This is a genomic window from Paraburkholderia oxyphila NBRC 105797, assembly GCF_000685075.1.
GTDB lineage: Bacteria > Pseudomonadota > Gammaproteobacteria > Burkholderiales > Burkholderiaceae > Paraburkholderia > Paraburkholderia oxyphila.
Genome location: NZ_BAYD01000016.1, coordinates 57,024 through 76,511, shown reverse-complemented (window position 1 = coordinate 76,511; position 19,488 = coordinate 57,024). Strand labels below are relative to the sequence as shown.

The window sequence follows — 19,488 nt, the reverse complement described above, 5'->3', positions numbered from 1 at the left end:
TGCCAGTCGGTGTTTTCCCTGTTCTCAATTCTCTTGATTGTAGGTCATTGCAACGCTATGCTTAGGTCATTAAAACGTCAAGTATAGGTCGTATTGACGTGCAGTTGGATAGTGGTGAGTGCTTGGCCCGGCGTTGATGGCGAAGAGGGCAACCCTCGTGTCCTTCCGTGCATTGCGAACAGCATCCGCGAGTTGTTCGACAGCGAGACTTGTCCTGACCCTCCGTATGCCGAAGCGAGTACGGCCGGGTCATCGCGCAAATGCCGGACTCTGGATCGCTATTGTCGAATCAAGGGATGGCGGTTTTGCGGATGCTGCGGTGCTCGGCAAGGCGGCGCGCTTGCGAGCGCAATCGTGAGAGGGCTGCTGCCATTTGTCATGTAGCACCTGTTGTTCAGTTGGCACGCATGTGCCCGCCGGTGTCGAAGTGAAGCGTTTCAGTATCAATACATTTGAATTGGTCCAATTTTTGAAAGGTCAAGAAATGAGCATCCGTAAGCTGCCCAATACATCGTCGCCCGAGGAAATCGCTGCTGTCATGCGGGCGGATGGGGTTGTCTGTATTGAAGGATTTGCGTCGCCCGAAACATTGAATGGCTTGCAGCAGGATCTGTTGCCGCTCCTGGAGCAGATCCCGGCCGGCGACGATCCATTCTTTCACGGTGAGAAGACGCGCCGTCTCTCTCGACTATTTGCACGCACGGATCACGCCGTTTCCATTGCGCTGAATCCGCTGTCGCTCGAAACCGCACGCAAGATCCTGCAGGTGGAGCCGGTCAAGATGTGGTTCGGTGATCAGCAGATCGAAAGTAAGCCGGACATCCAGATCGGCGCCACACAGGCCATTCAGATCTGGCCGGGACAAGGCGGGCAACCCCTGCACCGCGACGACGCGGTCTATCTCTGGCGCCATCCGACCTATGAGCGGGAGGCCCGCATCAACTTGATGGTGGCGCTGACCGAGTTCACGCAAGAGAACGGCGCAACGCGAGTCATTCCCGGCAGCCATAAGTGGGATGACGAGCGGATGCCGAAACCGGACGAAACGGTTCCAGCGGAGATGAGCGCTGGCGACGCGCTCATGTGGCTCGGGTCGACTTACCACGGTGGTGGCGAGAATACCTCGAATGGTCCCCGTACCGGCATCTCGATGCCGTACGACCTGTCGTACCTGAGACAGGAAGAGAATCAGTACCTCTCCGTTCCGATCGAAAAGGTCAGGGGTTTCACGGAGGAGTTTCAACGGCTTCTGGGCTGGGCGAGGGGGGAAACCTACGTCGGTTTTATTGAAATAGATGGTCGGATCGTGGATCCGCTTGAGCTTTTGAAGCGAGAGGACTTCAAGGAAGTAGGCTTGATTCCATGAGTCTTTCCGAAACTGACCGTGGTCTTCCCGGTGGACGAGGATGTCCGGCGCAGGCGAGGATCGCCTTCAGGTCCCTGGAAACCATTCTCGAGACGACTGGGGCAAGCGTCTTTGACGTGGTCGGGCTGACAACCTTTTTGCGTTGAGATTCGTGCTGTGGCCGGTTCCGGAGAACGATAAGCGAGTCGCCCGACACGTCGTCAGTAGCACGTGAGGAAATAGGGACGCGAGTTTGCCATTGCGCTTCAACTTGTCGGGAGATTACGAATCGTATGGAGCGTTTCCGAAGTAGGAATCACCTCGTTTGACTATCTTCGTTGGGTGCTGATAGTCAGGAGCAGTCCGGTCGGGTAGTGGATGATCGTATCGAAATGACCGTGTTTCGTCCAAGAGTGGCGTGACCGGTGTGTGAAGGCGGAATCGGAGGGGAACCATGATGAAGAAGCACAGGATTGGAGCCGTGTCGGCTATCGCGGCTGCGGTATTCCTTGTGGTCGGAACGGCTGTCGCCGGGGACGACCTCACGCCTGAGGGCGGCGACCGCGCGGCGAGCAAGGACGGCCTCGTGCCGGCCTTTGTCGGCAGGCAGTCACCCGAGCCCGGCTGGGAATATGGGAAGTATCGCGGTGATTTCTGGAAGCATAAAGACGAGAAGCCGCTTTATTCGATCGACGCCTCGAATGTCGACAAGTACGCAGACAAACTGTCGCCGGGTCAGATCCAGTTGATCAAGGAGAAGAAGGGTTATCGAATGGATGTCTATCCATCGCACCGCGAATGCCAGCTACCGGATTTCGCGGAACAGAACTCGACGGCGAATCTGACGGCCGCGAAGCTCGATTCGACAGGCGAAATGGTGCAGACCGCGATATTCCCCGGCGTCGCGTTTCCGCAGCCGAAACAAGGAGCCGAGGCGATTCTGAACTACCTGTCACGGTACCGGGGTGAAGGTCTCGACATGCCGTCGGTGGTGACGACCGTTTCCCCGAGTCCGGGGGGCGGCGACTGGATCGAGGTAGTCAGCGTGGCAAATGAGTATTTCCCGTGGGGCAAAACGGGTAAGACCTCGCCGCAGGACGTCGATCAGCTCCAGCAGGGCACCTACTTCGCGATGCGTTCGCCGGCGGCGCTGGCCGGGCAGGCTTATGTGGCACGGAACTATTTCGATAAGGATGCCGAAACGTTCTACTACTTCCCCGGACAGCGCCGGGTGAGGCGCATGCCGGCCTACACGCACGATGCGCCGGCAATCGGCTTCGAGAACCAGTATCTGGTTGATGAAGCCAACATGCTCTACGGATCCATCGATCGTTTTAACTGGAAGCTCGTTGGCAAGAAGGAAATGATCGTGCCGTACAACTCCTTCGGCATGTACAAGTTCAATGAAAAGCTGCACAACGTCTTTACACCGACCGGCATCGCTCCCGAAAACCGACGCTACGAGGTGCACCGCGTCTGGATCGTCGAGGCGACGCTCAAGCCTACTGCACGCCACGTCGATTCGAAGAAGGTCTTCTATCTGGACGAAGACAGCTGGCTTGCACTCGTAGGCGAGGATTACGATGCTCAGGGCAAGCTGTGGAAGGTGCGGGAGAGTTACCCGATTCCGGTGTGGGAGCTGGGTGGCGCCTGTGACAACGAGCCATTCGTGCAGTATGACCTGATCGATGGACGCTACCTGTCCGATCAATCGACCATTGGCCAGGGCAAAGACCTTCGCTGGTACGAGAAGACCAATGATCCTCAGTTCAAGTCCGATTTCTACACGGCGGAAACGCTCAGGTCGGTCAGCGAGCGCTGAACACTGTTGCGTGAACAAGATGGCGGACGTGCGCTGACGGCGCCCGTCAGCGCGAAATGCTGATGAGGGGAGACATGAAAAGCAAAACGATCGTCGGGCGTGCCACGGTATCGTTCGCCATTCTGGGGGCGGTGACTTCGAGCGCGTACGGCTACGATTTTACGACGGGAATCAACGATCTCACGGGGTCGTGGGTGACCAACCTGACAGCGGGCGCGGGGATTCGCACCAAATCTCCGAGCTGCTCGCTTACCGGCGATCCCAACGCGTTCGACTGCGGTCCGGCGGCCAACGTCAATCAATGGGGCTTCGGCGACGACGGCGACCTGAACTACCGCAAGGGGCAGCCGTTCAGCACCTACATCAGTGCGACCAGCGAGTTGCTGCTGACGATGCCGAGCGAGGGATTGAAATTCATGATCCGCGGCACGGGGATGTATGATTTCCTCGCGGGTGACACGAACAGAACGCCGCTATCGAGCACTGCTGCGGCGCAGGTCGTCTACAACGCGCAATTGCTCGATTTGTGGGGCGAGAAGGACTTCACGATCAACGGGGAGGCCGCTCATGTGCGGCTCGGCAATCAGGTGATCAACTGGGGCGAGAGTATTTTTGCCAGTAGTGGCATCAACGCTACCAACTCGCTCGATATCCAGAAGCTGCTGATTCCGGGTACCCAACTCAAGCAGGCGCTGCTCCCGGCACCGATGCTGAGCTTCGCCGCCAATCTTGGGCATGGATTCAGCACGGAGGACTACTACCAGTTCCAGTGGAACGGCAATCGATACCCGCCGGTCGGTTCTTTCTGGTCGACCACGAATGTTCTTGGGCGCGGCGCTGAGCCGCTGACGATCAGCACGAACAACTTCAATGTGGCTGGCCCAAGTGCGGGAACCATCGCGGGCGCGAACAGCGGTAACCAGAATGTGCTCAACGGAATCAACACAGGGCTCGTCAACGGCGTCTATGCCGGTGCACCCTGGAACGACATCGGTTTTCCTGTCAGCTGGCAGGCACCGTCGAAGTACAAGCCGCAGTTCGGCCTGAAATTCAACTATGCACCGCGTTCGTTTGATGCCAACTTCGCCTTCTATTACGAAAACTATACCGACAAGTCTCCGGTTCTTTCGTCGCTGGCCAATGGAACGGTACTGGAATCGTATCTCCAGAACCGTCAGCTCTTTGGCGTCAGTGCGAACTTCGGGGTTGGCCAGTGGGCGATCGGCACGGAGTTGTCCTACCGGCCCCACGATGCCGTGTCGCTGTCGGGTTGCTACGGGGCGGGTGGCCCGCTCGACGCAAACACCAACGGCGTAGCCGGCATCAACTGCCAGGAGTGGGCCGATGAGAAGAAGTTTCAGTACGACCTCAACGGCATCCTGGCCTTGACGCGCAGCGAGTATCCGTTTCTCAAGCTGATCGGGGCGGATGCGGCGGCGCTGACCTGGGAGCTCACGTGGATCTACTACCCCGATGTGACTTCGCGCGGCATTACGCGGACGATCAACGGGCAAACGGTCGTGCAGGTGCCTGAGGCAGGCTATTTGCCCTGGCTGAACAACAACTCAGGTCTGGGGTATCCGATCGCGATGGCGCAGGGAACGTCGAGTTCGGTGGGCGCGACCATCGATTTCAACTGGACGTATGACGGAACGCTGATCCGTGGCTGGCAGGTGACGCCCGGCGTGACTTTCTCTGATGCGCTCTACGGCTATACGCCGACGCTGAGCGCGAACTACCTTCAAGGCGCGAAGTCGCTGAACTTCTACGTCCTGTTCAATCAGAATCCGACGGTCTGGCAGGCGGGTATCAATTACAGCGTGTTCTGGGGCGGCCACAATAACGTCGGTCAACCTTACGCGGACCGCAATTTCGTAGGGATGTTCGTCACGCGGAACTTCTGATGTTGCAACGCGGGACGCGGTGCGCGCGGCGCGCCGTCGAAATACTTGGAGGGGAGGTGTCGTGCTACATCGTCTGGTTAGCGGTCTGCAAAAAATCTTCTTTGGTCATCGTGCGACCGTACTCGTCGTGATCGGTTTGTTCACCGCCGCCATGGCGGTGTTCGCGGTGCAGTTGCGAATGGACGCAGGCTTCGAGAAGCAGATGCCGATCGGCCACGAATACATCCGGACTTTCCAGAAGTACCGGAACGACCTGCTGGGTGCGAACCGCATCACTGTCGTCGTGCGGGCGCGCAACGGTTCCATCTGGACGCCGCAAGGGTTGACGCGACTGTACAACGTGACGCAGGCCGTCACGTACCTGCCGAATGTCGACCGAATCGGAGTTCAGTCGTTGTGGACCCCGAACGCGTACGTCAACGAAATTACCGACGAAGGCTTCCGCGCTGAGCCGATCATTTCAGGCACGATCACGCCTGACCAGTTGACGCCGGCAATCGTTGCCAGGATTCGTCATGCAACCACGCTCGGCGGCTATATCGGCACGCTCGTGTCGCATAACCAGGATAGCGCGATGATCACGGCGGAGTTGAACGAGCGCGACCGCAATGGCAAGGTGCTCGACTACGTGGCGTTCAATCACCTGCTCGAAGCCCAGATTCGCAAGCCGTTCGAAGATGCCGGCTACGAAATCCAGATTATCGGGTTTGCCAAGCAGATCGGCGATATCGCGGATGGCGCAACCGCTGTTCTCGGCTTCTGCGGGATCGCGCTTCTGCTCACTGCGCTTGCGGTCTACTGGTATTGCCATTCGATCCGCTTCACGGCGCTGCTGATCTGCTGTTCGTTGACGTCCCTGGTCTGGCAGTTTGGTACGTTGAAACTGCTGGGCTTCGGTCTCGATCCGCTCGCCGTGCTGGTGCCGTTTCTGGTGTTTGCGATCGGGGTGTCGCATGGCGTACAGCAGGTTAACTTCATTGTGCGCGAGATTGCGCATGGGCACAGCTCGTACGATGCTGCGCGTCTCAGTTTCAGCGGCCTGCTGATCCCAGGTGTGCTGGCACTCGTCACAGCATTCGTTTCGTTCATAACGCTGTTGCTGATTCCGATTCCGATGGTGCGCGAGTTGGCTATCACGGCGTCACTGGGTGTCGGCTACAAGATCGTGACGAACCTCATCCTGCTGCCGGTTGCCGCATCCTGCTTTAACTTCACAAAGGCCTACGCGGAGAACGCGCTGCAGCGCAGCCAGCGGCGTTCAGCGTGGCTGCGCGGGCTGGCTCGAGTTGCTCAACCAAAGTATGCCGAAGCGACCGTCGCGCTGACCATCGTGGTGCTCGCACTGGCCGCGTGGCAGAGTCGCGACCGCGTGATCGGTACGCTGCAGCCTGGGGCGCCGGAATTGCGCGCTGACGCACGCTTCAACCGTGACGCGACGTCGATCGCTGGGAACTATGACATTGGCCTCGACTGGCTCACGGTTGCGATCGAGTCGAGCGGCAATGCGTGCAACAACCCGGCGGCCGGACTGTATGAAGACGATCTCTCGACCGCCATGCAAAGTGAGCCGGGCGTAGTTTCGGTGGAGTCCTATTCGAGGATGCTGCGGAGGTACAACCAGGGCTACAACGAAGACTATCCGAAGATGAACGTCGTGCCGATCGACCCTGAAAATTATGGCGCGGTATCGGTCGACGCTAGCCGGGTGAAGGGATTCATGAAAGCCGACTGTAGCATGACGGCCGTGCATCTGTTTCTCACCGATCACAAGGCCACGACCATCAACCGGATTCTCGACGACGTGAAACAATACCGTGCGTCGCACGTCTTCCCGGGCATTCATGTCCGTCTCGCGGCAGGCAACGCCGGCGTGCTCGCGGCCACCAACGAGGAGGTCGCGCAGAGCGAACTTCCGATGATGCTCTATGTGTACGCCGCGATCCTGATCCTCGTGTTCCTCGCGTACCGCGACTGGCGCGCAATGCTCGCGTGCTGCGTGCCGCTGTCAGTCGCGACCTTCATCGGCTACTGGTTCATGAAGGAACTGCAGATCGGGCTGACGGTCGCGACGCTGCCGGTGATGGTGCTGGCCGTCGGCATCGGCGTCGATTACGCGTTCTACATCTACAACAGGCTTCAGGTGCATCTCGCCGGCGGGCAGACGATCGTCAAAGCCGTCCAGCACGCGATGCTCGAAGTGGGCGTGGCGACAATCTTCACGGCAATCACGCTGGCGATCGGCGTCGCGACATGGAGTTTCTCGGCACTGAAGTTCCAGGCCGACATGGGCAAGTTGCTGGCGTTCATGTTCCTCGTCAATCTGATTATGGCCATGACTGCATTGCCCGCATTGGCTTCGGTCCTGGAGCGCTGGTTCCCGCGCACCAAGCCGGCGCGCGCGCCGGGCCTGTTCAGCCACTGACCCTAGCCAGCATCCTTACAGAGAATCAGCCATGATCAAATTACTTGTTGCTTGTGCCGCACTTTGCGTTGCCACAGCCGCTTCCGCAGAAGCCCCCGGGACAGTCGCGATGTGGGCCACGAAACCGGCTCACGCATGGACCGCGCCGACGCACATGATGCTGATGGACGCGACCCGTGCCGGCAAACGCATCGTCGCCGTGGGGGAGCACGGTTTGGTTCTTCTTTCGGATGACGACGGACATTCCTGGCGTCAGGCCGCTCAGGTGCCAGTCTCGGCAACACTGTCCGCGGTCACCTTCGCCGACGCCCGACATGGCTGGGTGGTCGGTCAGTGGGGCGTGATTCTCGCGACCGACGATGGCGGTGAAACGTGGCAAAAGCAACGGATGGATATTTCTGTCGACCAGCCACTGTTCTCCGTGATTTTTACGAATACACAGGACGGGATTGCGGTGGGTCTGTGGTCGCTGATGCTCGCGACGCATGACGGCGGCAAGACGTGGACCAAAGTGACCGTACCGAAGCCTCCAGGCGGTAACAGGGCGGACCGCAACCTTTATCACATATTCTCGGACGGACGGGGCGCGCTTTATATCGACTCTGAGCAGGGCATGGTGCTCAAGTCGACAGATGGCGGCGCCAACTGGAGCTATCTCGCGACGGGTGGCAGGGGCACGTTATGGACGGGTGTAGCGATGCCGGACGGACGGATCATCGTCGGCGGGCTGCTCGGCAGCATGTTCCAGAGCACCGATGGCGGGACGACATGGTCGGTAGTGAATACGGGCACGAAAAGTTCGATTACTGATCTCATCGCAACCGGTGACGGGCTGATGGGCGTCGGGCTCGACGGGCTGGTGATGAATCAGAAAGCGGGCGCCGCAGCGTTCGAGATCGCTCAGCGCGAGGATCGCGCGGCGCTGACCGCAGCGCTGCTGGACAAGGCCGGGAAACCGATTCTGTTCGCGCAAGAGGGCGTGTTGGCTAAACCTTGACAGCGTACGTTGTTCCATCTTTTATTAGTAAAGATTGCTAACTAGAACAGAGAGAGAGGCCGGCAAGCAGCAAAGCAAATTGTCGGTCGGTTATGTTGCGTGGCAACCACCGACCGGACCCGAAGATTTTCCTTACGACCCGGCGTAGCGAGTTATCTGCGTGGCGCCGAACATGCAGCTTTTACACAGTTTGGATTTTCAAAACGATCTACGGTAATCGATATGTACTACTAAGATGTCAGTTTCTTCACGTTCATGGGACACGTCAGGCAGGCTTCGGCCGTTTGGCGTGCGAAGTGGGCATTCTGTACCCAATCACGATTGGTTGATTCACACCTAAACTAACTTAGTATCAGGAGAGATTCATGGCAAAGCACCCCGTCGTCGTCTATGGCGCAAGCGGCTATACCGGCATGTTGATCATGGACTGGCTGATCGACCAGAACATCCCGTTCACCGCCGTCGCGCGCAATGCGAAGCGAACGAAGGAAATGATGGCGCAGCGTGTCGTGCGGCTCGAATCGGCGAACTACGAAATCATCGAAGCGGAACACAACGTCGACGCGCTCGCGAACGCGTTCCGTGGCGCGAAGGTGGTGTGCAACACGGTCGGGCCGTTCTTCAATTTCGGGCTCGCTGCCGTCGAAGCGGCGCTCAAGGCTGGGTGTCACTACATCGACACTGCCGGCGAACAGCACTTTATTCGCCAGGTTCGCGAGCAGTTCGGCGAGCTGTATCGTCAGGCCGGTCTGCTGGTGTCTCCGTCGAACGCGTACATGTATTCGTTCGCCGAAATCGCTGCTGAAGTGGCGCTCGAGACTCCTGGCATCGATGTTCTTGAAACGGCGACCTTGACGCGCGGCCCGCGTGGCGCCGCAGGTGTGACTGTGGGCTCGACGGCGACGATCTTTGAAGGCTATCGCCAGGAAGCGTGCTACCTGTGGGACAAGAAGCTGGAACTCCACGCCGCGGATGCGTCGTTCACCGCTACTACGCCCGATTTCCTGCAGGCGGTGTTCTGCCTGCCGTGGGGCGGTACGTCACTGCCTGTCTACTTCGAACACGATCCGCGCGTACGCAGCTGCGTGTCGTTCGTGGGTTTCTACGACAACAACGCGATGCGTATGGTCCATACGCTCGGACAGAAATGGGAAACCGAGTACAAGAACCTGCCGCGTGAGCAGCAGGACGCGGTTCTGAAGCAGTTGGTCGACTCGACGACGCCGTCGATGCCGCCGCGGGAACGGACGACGCTGCAGCGCACTGTGGACGTGGCAGTCGGACGCGGCCAGCTCGCAGCGGTGCGGGCCACCGTGCACGGGGTCACGCCGTACATCTCGACGGGGGCGCTTCAAACTGCCGCCGCGATGAAGCTCATCGACGGGGAGACCGCCAAGGTTGGCTTCGCATCCGGCTCGAAGGCGTTCGGGCATCGCTACCTGCTCGGGTTCCTCGAGCAGCGCGGGCTCGCGCGCGCGTCGGTGTCTCAGCTGTAATCGCCACCAGTCCGATACAGGTTCAGGGAAATACGCACTATGGCCATTATTGATTTCTTCGACCGGGGGTGGCGCATCAACCCTCGCGGCATTGCCTATATCCAGGGCGACCACAACTATTCCTTTCAGGAAATCGGGGAGTTGTCCTGCCGCGTTGCCAACGGGCTGATCGCCGCAGGATTCACGAAGGAAACTAAAGCGGCGGTCTGGTCGGATAACGACATCACCGCATGGGGGTGCACGCTGGGGCTTTGGCGTGCCGGGCTGGCGTACATTCCCGTCAACGGGCGCAGCACGCCCGCAGAGAACCAGTACGTGCTCGACGCGTTCGACTGCGCAGTGCTGTTCTTCCAGCAGTCGTTCGCACCGGCGATCGAAGCGCTGCGCGTCAGCTTGCCGAAAGTGAAGCTGTGGGTGTGCATCGACGCAGACCTGCCGTGGGCGCCGTCGCTGGCCACCTGGAGCGCGAACCAGCCGTCGACCATGCCGCACGTCGATTACGAGATGGACGACGTCGTGACGCTGTCGGCAACGGGCGGCACGACCGGTTTGCCGAAGGGCGTGATGAATACACACCGGGTGTTTCAAACCTATTTCGCGCAATTCATGACGGCGTTCCCCTATGGGACGGAGCGCCCCGTGAACCTTGCGGCCGCGCCGGTGACCCATACCGCGGGGATGCTGTCGCTGCCGTGCACCGCACGCGGCGGCACGGTGGTTGTGCTCACGAAGCCCGATCCCGCGCTGCTGCTCGACGCGATCGCAAAGCACCGGGTCACCGAGTTCTTCCTGCCGCCGACGGTCATTTACCGCCTGCTCGACATCCCCGGCATTGAGAAGCAGGATTTCTCGTCGCTCAAGTATTTCCTCTACGGCGCCGCGCCGATGTCGGTGGAAAAGCTCAAGCGCGCAATCGAGGTGTTTGGCCCGGTGATGGCTGGCGGCTACGGGCAAACCGAAGCTGCGGCGTCGATTTCGTATTTGACGCCGGCCGAGCATTTCTTCGACGGCAAGGTTGCGTCGGACGATCGGCTGTCGTCGGTCGGCCGTCCGAATCCGCTGGTCCGCGTCGAGATCATGAACGATCGCGGTGATGTGCTGCCGCAAGGCAACACCGGTGAAATCTGCGTGCGCGGCGACCTCGTGATGAAGGGCTACTACAAGGCGCCGGAAAAGACCGCCGAGACGATCGTCGACGGCTGGCTGCATACCGGCGACGTTGGCCATCTCGATGCCGAAGGCTACCTGCACATCACCGATCGCAAGAAGGACATGATCATCAGCGGCGGCTTCAACGTGTACCCGAGCGAAGTCGAGCAAGTGATCTGGGCGCACCCGGCGGTGCAGGACTGCGCAGTGATCGGCGTGCCCGACGACAAGTGGGGCGAGGCCGTGAAGGCGGTCGTGGAGCTCAATGCTGGACAGAGCGTGAGTGCCGACGAACTGGTCGCGCTGTGCAAGGAGAAGCTCGGCTCGATCAAGGCGCCGAAGAGCGTGGACTTCGTCGTTGCGCTGCCACGAAGCACGGTCGGCAAGGTGTTGAAGAAGGACCTGCGCGAGCAGTACTGGCAGGGCCAGCAACGCAAGATCTGATCTTGCATTCCACGAGCGACAGACGATGACCAATATCTACATTGCCGGCATTGCGATGACCGTGTTCGGGCGGCATTTCGAGCGCAGCATCGACGATCTCGCAGGCGAGGCGCTGCGCGGTGCACTCAAAGACGCCGGCTGCAGCGCCGATGAGATCGGCGTGGCTTTCTACGCCGGCATCACCAACGGACAGCTGCAGGGCCAACTGTCGATCCCCGGTCAGGTCGTATTCAGCAAGATCGGCGTCGAAGGCGTGCCGGTGTTCAACGTCGAGAATGCGTGCGCGTCCGGCAGCACCGCGGTGCATCTGGCCGTGCAGCACCTCAGGGCGGGCGTCAGCGACGTCGCGCTGGCGCTCGGCGCGGAAAAGATGAACGTCGAGGACAAGGCGAGGTCGCTCGCTCTGTTCGAGACGGGATGGGACGTGTCCCGCGTCGACGAAAACTTCGCAACGCTGGCGAAGATGGGCGAAGGTGTCGAGCCGCCGCCCGGATCGGAATCCGACAGGCCATATAGCCGGTTCATGGCGATCTATGCGGCGATGTGCCGATATCACATGAAGACCTACGGCACCACGCAGCGCCAGATTGCCGCCGTATCGTCGAAGAACCATCTGCATTCGGTGCACAACCCGCATTCGCAGTTCCGCAAGCCTTTTACGATCGACGAGGTGCTCGCGGCGCCGCCGATCACCTATCCGATCACGCTGCCGATGTGCGCGCCGGTGACGGACGGTGCGGCCGCCGCGATCCTTTGCACCGAGGAAGGCCTGCGGCGCATCGGCGCCGATCGCAGCCGCTGCATCCGGATCGCGGCGAGCGTGGTCCGCAGCTTCACGCATCGGCGCATCGACGAGCCGGAGAAGGGCATCGGTCGTCTGGCTGCGCTGCAGGCTTACGAGCAGGCTGGGCTGGGTCCGGAGGATATTGACGTCGCCGAGGTGCACGATGCGTCGGCGATGGGCGAGATCATCCAGGCAGAAAACCTCCGACTCGTGCCGTTCGGCCAAGGCGGCCCGGCGGCCGAGCGCGGCGAGTTCACGCTCGGTGGGCGAATCCCGATCAATACGTCGGGTGGCCTGGAATCCAAGGGTCATCCGCTCGGCGCAACGGGCATCGGTCAGTTGTACGAACTGGTGACGCAACTGCGCGGGGAAACGGGCGTACGGCAGGTGGCGGGCGCGCGTCACGCGATCCAGGAGAACGGTGGCGGATTGCAGGGCGTTGAAGAAGCGGCGCTTGCCATCCACATTTTGAGCAAGCATTGATCGAGGTAGGTATGGTCAAGGAATTGGATGCAAATCAGGGCGGGGGCGCGGGTCATTCCGGCGTGACCAGGCGCACTTTCGTCAAGGGCGCGGCCATCGCAACGATCGTCGCGCCGGCAATGGCAGCCGCAGGGAGCGTGCATGCCGAATCGGTGGTCGAAGCGAAAGTCACCGCTGATCTGGGGAAGTATCGGGCGCTTGGCGGATGGGTGGAAAAACCGGATGACCCACAGCCCGCGCTCGAGGGTGATGTTCAGGCGGATGTGGTGATCGTCGGTGCCGGTTTCGCAGGGCTGTCAGCCGCTCTGGAGCTTGCCGCGCACGGGGCGAAAGTGGTCGTCCTCGAGCGCGAATTTGCCGGATTTGGGGCAAGCGGGCGCAACGCAGGTTATCTTGCCGGCGCCCTGGGGATCGAGTACGACCTTTTCCTCAAGAACATCGGTCAGGAGAAGGGGAAAAAGATCGTCAGCTTCTACGAGGAGGGGGTTAGCTTCGTTGAGAGAAAGCTCAAGGAGCATGGGATCGACTGCGACTACAACCAGTCCGGGCTAATTCGCGCCGGCATCGATGCGTCTCAGGAGGAGAAGGTACGAGAAGGCATGCGAATCGGTGCAGAGCTGGGTCTCCAGTCGCAGTTCCTGGACCAGGCTGCGATGCGCGCCCGCGGAATTCCGCCGGCATTTCTCTTCGGCAACTACACGCCGCGTGGCGGTACGCTCAATCCTGGCAAGTACGTGATGGGACTTCGCCGGGCGGCCCTTCGCGCAGGCGTGAAGATCTACGAGAATACGCCGCTGCTGTCCTATGTCGAAGGCGCTGTCATCAAAGCAAGGACCCCGCGGGGCAGCGTGAGTGCACCGATCATGATGCTTGCGACCAACGCGTACACGCCGGAACTCGGCGTACTCGGGGGCAAGGTGATTCCGATCCGGGTTTCGGCGATCGAGACTGAACCACTGTCTGCCGCACAACTTGCGGCTTTGGGTTGGCCACGACGTGAAGGCATCGTGACTGCGCACTGGACGATGGAAAGCCATAGGCTGACAGCACACAACACGCTATTGGTGACGACGAAGCGGATCAGCTACCCGTACGGATCGAAGACACCTAATGTGCCTGACTACGACCAGTATCGCGAGCTTAGGGTGGCCTTGCACGACCGTTTCCCAGCCTTGAGAAATATCGCCCTTCGTGCATGCTGGAGCGGCTATATCAGTTTGGCTGGCGATGCGCTGCCGGTAGTCGGCACAACCGGATCTCATCAGAATATCTACTACGCGGCAGGATGCACCGGGCATGGTGTTGGTACGCAGTCCCTGGTGGGGAACATGATCGCCAAACGGATTCGCGGTACCGAAGATGAACTGCTTGCGGCGCTTCGTCACGACACGCCATCGACGCTGCCCGAACCCTTGCGTTGGTGTGTTGTCAATGGCGCGCTGTGCGTGACAAACATGCTGGACGATCGCTTGAACAGCAAGGTGCGTGAGGCCCACTACAGAAAGGGATAACGGGCGATCCTCCCGCTGTCATTGACGATCCGGCGCGCTATCGTTTGGCGAATCGCTCATTTAATCATTTCGTTTCGGCGAGTTCCGGGGCACCTAAATCACGATGGAAGCAACGAAAGTGTTGGCCGGGCGGCGCGGCATCAGGAAACGGCACATATCGAGCGAAGCCGCCGCTGGGGCGGCTCATGACGGATTGAGAGCCCAAGGCTTACGTACTCGCAACGTGATCGTTCGGGTTGCCAGAAAGGTCCTGCTTGAAAGCGGCCCGCTGGAATTCTCGTTGCGCGCGGTCGCGCTTCGAGCCGGAATCAGCGTCAGCAATCTCCAGTACTACTTTCCGACCAAACTTGCAGTATTGAGGGCGGTGATGGAACCCGAAATTGACGCGTATCTGGACGAAGTGAAGCGCAAGCTCGACTGCGGCGTGCCGCCGCAAGAAGTGCTCGATGCGATCGTGAAGCGGTCGCTCCGTGATGCGAAAGATATCGAATATACGGCATTGCTGCGGCACTTCTTTTCGTTTGCGTCGACCGACCCTGAGTGTGCCGAACTGATTGACGAGTGGTATTGCACGTTGACGCATGAATTCGCAAAGCTGATCCGTGCCGTCAACCCGAAATTCGGTACGGCGGACAGCATGCATGTCGCCGCGCTGCTCATTGCGATGGCTGACGGATTGGCGATGCATCCCGGCGCGGGACACAGCAAGCACGCTCACACGCGGGAGTTCGACGAGCGATACATCTCGACCGTCAATTGCATCGTGCAGGGGGGAGCGTTCGGCGTCAGGGAAGAATAGCGCCGCAGAACTGCTACCGATGCCTGCAGAGCCACGCATTGCGTCGCGCAACGCGCAGATCTAATTCCTCTTTCGCTCGAAAGCCGGGAAGGTTTCCTGATGTGATTCCCGCGCGATGCCGCTACACGGTGTATCGCGAATCCAGCATGCCATCCTCCTGAAGCGGATGCCGGGCGGCAAGGAGAATTTGCGCAAGGTGCGATTCGCGGTTTCGTCGCGCAACCGGCCCGGCCTCCGGCTTTGTCATCACAGGATCGTCAGGGATTCCTTGCTCTGTCGCCTTCTGTAGAGGTCCGTAATCTGCCTCTCATTGCATCAAATATTGGCGCGATCGGTGTTTTCCCTGTCCTCATGCTCCTTGATTGTAGGTCAATGCGACGCTATGATTAGGTCATGCATACGTATATTGTAGGTCGCATAAACGCCGCCGGGGGTTGGGCTGAACGTCGGCTCTGGGCAGGATCAAAGGACCGGAGATGAGTGGCGATGCAAGTTCGACCGGAGCCTCCTCGTCAGTGAAACGTCGAAGAGGTAAATGGAGCGAGATGCGGGTTGGCGGCCCCTTCGACTCGTCTTGTCAAAGCCTTTAACTGAAACGGCCGGACACTCAGCAATCCGGTCTGTATGCGTCCATGAGAGGAGGAGCATCGAAATGATTCGTCTGCGCAAGTCTGTCGAGTTGCCGTTGGTCGGATTGAGTGGTTTCGAGACGCCGTTGACCGAAGAGGAAAGTGCGATCCAGAGCACCGTTCACCGCTTCGCGCGCGACGTGTTGCGGCCGATCGGCCGAGAGCTCGATCGCATGAAACCGGAGGAAGTCGTTGCCGCCGGGTCACCATATTGGACGGCCCTGGCCGAGAGCGCGAAGCTGGGACTCGATCCGCAGCTGATCGCCCAGTTTCCTCCGGAAACCGCGAGCCGGATCGAGTCGATCATCGGCGAGGAGCTGGGTTGGGGCGATGCCGGTTTCGCCATTTCGATCGGCGCGTCGATGATGCCGCTGATGGTCGCGCAGTCGGTCGGCAGTCAGGAACTGATCGATATGTGTACGGGAAAAGTTGGCTGCTGGATGAACACGCAGCCCGACCGCGGTTCGGATGCTGCGATCCTGAACCGCGAAGAGCTCAGCGCTAACGGAAAGCAGCCGACGGGCAACATCACCGCGAAGGTTGGCGCCGACGAAATCGTGATAAACGGGCAGTATTCGTCGTGGGTATCGAACGGGCCGGTGGCACAGGTCGGTCTCGCGTACATGGCTGCAGATTACGGCGACGGCTTCTACGGTACAGGGGAGCGGGGCGCGTTTACCAACGGCATCGCAATGATCATTCCGCTGGATCTGCCGGGGATCTCACGCGGCAAGCCGCTGGACAAGATCGGTCAGCGCGCGATGCCGCAGGGCGAACTCTATTTCGACAACGTGAAGGTGCCGAAGCGCTTTGCGGTCGCGCTGAAGGACGAATACCTGGGTAACCTGACTTCGGCGTGGTCGTACGCGGGGACGCACATGGCTCAGGCGTTTGTCGGTGCTGCGCGTTCGGCTTTCGAACTCGCGCTTGCCTATTGTCACGAACGCAAGCAGGGCGGTGCACTGCTGATCGATCACCAGATGACGCATCTACGGCTGGGTGAGATGCTGCGCCGTCTGGAGATGGCGCGCGGCATCGCGCGTCGGACTCTGACGTACTCGCGCATGTCGCCGCAGGGCCACCCCTATGTGACCGCGATGGGCAAGGTGAGTGTAACCGAAGAAGCGATGAAGATTACGCACGAGGCGTTCCAACTCTTCGGCGCGAACGGGACCACTCGCGAATTCCCGATCGAAAAGATCTTCCGCGATGTGCGCTCTGCTCTGATCGAAGACGGCGAGAATTATGTGCTCACGTCGCGTCTGGGTGTGTTGGCAGGGAGGTTGTACAAGAACGGGTGGACCCAGGAATAAGCGCCACATGCGAGTGCTCAGTGAAGGATGTTGGTGCAGGGATGTCTTCAGATTCTCGCCCGGTCTTTGAACACGTATTCGTGAGCCGAAATCGGTCGAGAGTCCGCCTTAAGGCGATGAAATCGAGCACGTGATGATCGTTGTGATGTACGCAGCACGCGAGGACGCCGGTTCCTGAAATTGTGTGTGTCTCTGTATGAGGTTTCCAGTCAGGAGGTCATGGTAAAAATGATTAGCATATCAAAACATATCGTAGTAGCGCTTTTGATCTGTCCCGTGGCCGTCGCGGCTCAAGCTCGTGGAGGCGTGGCACCTCGACCGGATCGGTCGATCCCACATTCGGTATCTGTGTCGAGTGCCGACCAGGCAGACACCGGGGCGGCGACCCTGGCCGTCGGCGCGGAATCGGGCCAAATTGCTAGCGTCAGCCCGGCTTCGGGTAAGACCCGGGCACAAGTCCAGGCAGAACTTCTGCAGGCCGGGGAAGCTGGGCTGTTACCTCCGCGCTGGGTCGACTATCCGCCCAACGCCGACACGAGGGCGGTCAACCGTGAACGCTTCCTGCGCCTGGAGCAAGTTTGGAGGGCTGAGGGAATCATCCCGGCGGCAAACTAATGGCCAGAGGCAACGTATTGGATCAGGAGTATTAATGAAAGTGCTGGTAGCGGTGAAGCGCGTCGTGGATGCGAATGTGAAGGTTCGCGTGAAGGCGGACAAATCGGGCGTCGATCTGGCGAACGTCAAAATGAGCATCAATCCATTCGACGAAATCGCAGTCGAAGAGGCAGTGCGCTTGAAGGAGGCAGGCGTGGCCGCGGAAGTGGTCGTAGTCTCATGCGGAACGAGTGCCTCCCAGGAGACGTTGCGGGTCGCATTGGCAATCGGCGCCGATCGCGCGATTCTCGTCGAATCGAAAGATGGCATCGAGCCGCTCGCGGTCGCGAAGATCCTGAAGGCGCTCGTCGACAAGGAGCGGCCGAAACTTGTGATCCTCGGCAAGCAGGCAATCGACGACGATTCGAATCAGACCGGCCAAATGCTTGCCGCATTGGCAAACCTGCCGCAGGCAACATTTGCCGCGAAGTTGGCGATCGTCGGTAGCAAGGCAACTGTCTCGCGCGAAGTAGATGGCGGGACAGAAACGCTGTCGCTGGAGCTGCCGGCGGTGGTGACGACCGACTTGCGCTTGAACGAGCCGCGTTATGCGACGCTGCCGAACATCATGAAGGCGAAGAAGAAGCCGCTTGAGACGGTCAGGGCGGAAGATCTGGGCGTTGACGTGTCGCCGCGTCTTGCGACGCTCAATGTAGCCGAGCCGCCTGATCGTGCGGCTGGCGTGAAGGTGCCGGACGTAAAGACGCTGGTCGAAAAGCTGAAGACCGAAGCCCGAGTGCTCTAAGGGGAGCGGAAATCATGACAATTTTGGTAATTGCGGAACACGATAATACGTCGATCAAGCCTGCGACGCTTAATACCGGCGCGGCCGCGGCCATTGTCGCGGCGTTAGTGGACGCGGAAATCCATGTGCTGGTTGCGGGCTATAACGTGAGTGATGCGGCGGACGCCGCGGCGAAGATCGCTGGCGTCACGAAAGTGCTGGTAGCCGATGCGCCGCAACTTGCCGACGGTCTCGCGGAAAACGTCGCCGCGACAGCACTGAGCATCGCGATGAACTACTCGCACATATTTGCGCCGGCGACCGCCTATGGCAAGAACGTCGCGCCGCGCATTGCGGCGAAGCTCGATGTCGCGCAGATCTCGGACATCACCGCCGTCGAGAGCGCGGATACATTCGAACGCCCCATCTACGCCGGAAACGCGATCGCGACTGTGCAATCGTCTGATCTGATCAAGGTGATCACGGTGCGGTCAACGGGTTTCGATCCGGTTTCAGCGGAGGGCGGTAGCGCGTTGGTCGAGAAGATCGAAGCGGCGGCCGAGTCGGGCGTTTCGCAGTTCATGAGCCGTGAAGTGACAAAGCTCGATCGCCCGGAACTGACGAGCGCATCGATCATCGTGTCGGGCGGCCGCGGTCTCGGCAGCGGCGAGAACTACACGAAGCTGCTGGAGCCTCTGGCGGACAAGCTGAAGGCGGCTCTCGGTGCGTCGCGTGCGGCGGTTGACGCGGGTTTCGTACCGAACGACTACCAAGTGGGGCAGACTGGCAAGATTGTCGCGCCGCAGTTGTACATTGCTGTCGGGATCTCAGGCGCGATCCAGCACCTCGCCGGGATGAGGAATTCGAAGGTGATCGTCGCAATCAACAAGGATCCGGAAGCACCGATTTTCAGCGTGGCGGACTACGGTCTCGTCGGCGATCTGTTCACGCTGGTGCCAGAGCTGACCACGGCGATCTGACCGGATATCCGGCTCGCTGAGGAGTGCGTGAC

Annotated in this window: 14 protein-coding genes; all 14 read left to right on the top strand. The window is 59.9% G+C overall.

The features are described 5' to 3' along the window. Positions 1-484 precede the first annotated feature (484 nt). The 14 genes from BO1_RS13765 to BO1_RS13700 all read left to right on the top strand — a co-directional run bounded on the left by BO1_RS13765 (position 485) and on the right by BO1_RS13700 (position 19,456). On the top strand, positions 485-1,366 hold the full coding sequence (locus BO1_RS13765) for a phytanoyl-CoA dioxygenase family protein (RefSeq protein ID WP_028218053.1): 882 nt from the start codon (positions 485-487) through the stop codon (positions 1,364-1,366). 433 nt (positions 1,367-1,799) lie between these two features. After that, positions 1,800-3,167 (top strand): DUF1329 domain-containing protein, encoded by a 1,368-nt coding sequence (locus BO1_RS13760; protein WP_028218052.1) that lies wholly within the window; start codon positions 1,800-1,802, stop codon positions 3,165-3,167. Between the two features lie 74 nt (positions 3,168-3,241). Further along, entirely contained in the window at positions 3,242-5,071 is a 1,830-nt protein-coding gene (locus BO1_RS13755) for a DUF1302 domain-containing protein (protein ID WP_028218051.1), read from the top strand. Between the two features lie 61 nt (positions 5,072-5,132). Next, the gene (locus BO1_RS13750; RefSeq protein ID WP_028218050.1) at positions 5,133-7,493 is read left to right on the top strand and encodes an efflux RND transporter permease subunit; all 2,361 of its coding nucleotides are present in this window, start codon (positions 5,133-5,135) and stop codon (positions 7,491-7,493) included. Between the two features lie 31 nt (positions 7,494-7,524). After that, the gene (locus BO1_RS13745; RefSeq protein ID WP_028218049.1) at positions 7,525-8,490 is read left to right on the top strand and encodes a WD40/YVTN/BNR-like repeat-containing protein; all 966 of its coding nucleotides are present in this window, start codon (positions 7,525-7,527) and stop codon (positions 8,488-8,490) included. 365 nt (positions 8,491-8,855) lie between these two features. After that, entirely contained in the window at positions 8,856-9,986 is a 1,131-nt protein-coding gene (locus tag BO1_RS13740; protein WP_028218048.1) for a saccharopine dehydrogenase family protein, read from the top strand. A 39-nt stretch (positions 9,987-10,025) separates the two neighbouring features. Continuing rightward, positions 10,026-11,579: a class I adenylate-forming enzyme family protein gene (locus BO1_RS13735; RefSeq protein ID WP_028218047.1), complete on the top strand. Its 1,554-nt coding sequence runs from the start codon at positions 10,026-10,028 to the stop codon at positions 11,577-11,579. A 25-nt stretch (positions 11,580-11,604) separates the two neighbouring features. Further along, the gene (locus tag BO1_RS13730; RefSeq protein WP_028218046.1) at positions 11,605-12,846 is read left to right on the top strand and encodes a thiolase family protein; all 1,242 of its coding nucleotides are present in this window, start codon (positions 11,605-11,607) and stop codon (positions 12,844-12,846) included. 11 nt (positions 12,847-12,857) lie between these two features. Beyond that, positions 12,858-14,357 carry an NAD(P)/FAD-dependent oxidoreductase gene (locus BO1_RS13725; RefSeq protein WP_084687942.1) on the top strand — a complete coding sequence of 500 codons (1,500 nt, stop codon included), beginning with the start codon at positions 12,858-12,860 and terminating at the stop codon, positions 14,355-14,357. 103 nt (positions 14,358-14,460) lie between these two features. Next, positions 14,461-15,156, top strand: a complete 696-nt coding sequence (locus BO1_RS13720; RefSeq protein ID WP_043284770.1) for a TetR/AcrR family transcriptional regulator — start codon at positions 14,461-14,463, stop codon at positions 15,154-15,156. Between the two features lie 652 nt (positions 15,157-15,808). Beyond that, complete coding sequence (locus BO1_RS13715; protein WP_028218043.1) at positions 15,809-17,098, top strand: acyl-CoA dehydrogenase family protein; 1,290 nt, start codon at positions 15,809-15,811, stop codon at positions 17,096-17,098. 219 nt (positions 17,099-17,317) lie between these two features. Next, positions 17,318-17,713 (top strand): DUF4148 domain-containing protein, encoded by a 396-nt coding sequence (locus BO1_RS50955; RefSeq protein ID WP_322788527.1) that lies wholly within the window; start codon positions 17,318-17,320, stop codon positions 17,711-17,713. Positions 17,714-17,747: 34 nt separating this feature from the next. Beyond that, positions 17,748-18,497, top strand: coding sequence for an electron transfer flavoprotein subunit beta/FixA family protein (locus BO1_RS13705; protein ID WP_028218042.1), 750 nt, complete (start codon positions 17,748-17,750; stop codon positions 18,495-18,497). 14 nt (positions 18,498-18,511) lie between these two features. Then, complete coding sequence (locus BO1_RS13700; protein ID WP_028218041.1) at positions 18,512-19,456, top strand: electron transfer flavoprotein subunit alpha/FixB family protein; 945 nt, start codon at positions 18,512-18,514, stop codon at positions 19,454-19,456. Positions 19,457-19,488 lie beyond the last annotated feature (32 nt).

Coding starts and splice junctions, on each gene's coding strand:
- BO1_RS13725 (WP_084687942.1), top strand. CDS start 12,858: ATGGTCAAGGAATTGGATGCAAATCAGGGCGGGGGCGCGGGTCATTCC.
- BO1_RS13735 (WP_028218047.1), top strand. CDS start 10,026: ATGGCCATTATTGATTTCTTCGACCGGGGGTGGCGCATCAACCCTCGC.
- BO1_RS13705 (WP_028218042.1), top strand. CDS start 17,748: ATGAAAGTGCTGGTAGCGGTGAAGCGCGTCGTGGATGCGAATGTGAAG.
- BO1_RS13720 (WP_043284770.1), top strand. CDS start 14,461: ATGGAAGCAACGAAAGTGTTGGCCGGGCGGCGCGGCATCAGGAAACGG.
- BO1_RS13740 (WP_028218048.1), top strand. CDS start 8,856: ATGGCAAAGCACCCCGTCGTCGTCTATGGCGCAAGCGGCTATACCGGC.
- BO1_RS13730 (WP_028218046.1), top strand. CDS start 11,605: ATGACCAATATCTACATTGCCGGCATTGCGATGACCGTGTTCGGGCGG.
- BO1_RS50955 (WP_322788527.1), top strand. CDS start 17,318: ATGGTAAAAATGATTAGCATATCAAAACATATCGTAGTAGCGCTTTTG.
- BO1_RS13755 (WP_028218051.1), top strand. CDS start 3,242: ATGAAAAGCAAAACGATCGTCGGGCGTGCCACGGTATCGTTCGCCATT.
- BO1_RS13700 (WP_028218041.1), top strand. CDS start 18,512: ATGACAATTTTGGTAATTGCGGAACACGATAATACGTCGATCAAGCCT.
- BO1_RS13765 (WP_028218053.1), top strand. CDS start 485: ATGAGCATCCGTAAGCTGCCCAATACATCGTCGCCCGAGGAAATCGCT.
- BO1_RS13715 (WP_028218043.1), top strand. CDS start 15,809: ATGATTCGTCTGCGCAAGTCTGTCGAGTTGCCGTTGGTCGGATTGAGT.
- BO1_RS13745 (WP_028218049.1), top strand. CDS start 7,525: ATGATCAAATTACTTGTTGCTTGTGCCGCACTTTGCGTTGCCACAGCC.
- BO1_RS13760 (WP_028218052.1), top strand. CDS start 1,800: ATGATGAAGAAGCACAGGATTGGAGCCGTGTCGGCTATCGCGGCTGCG.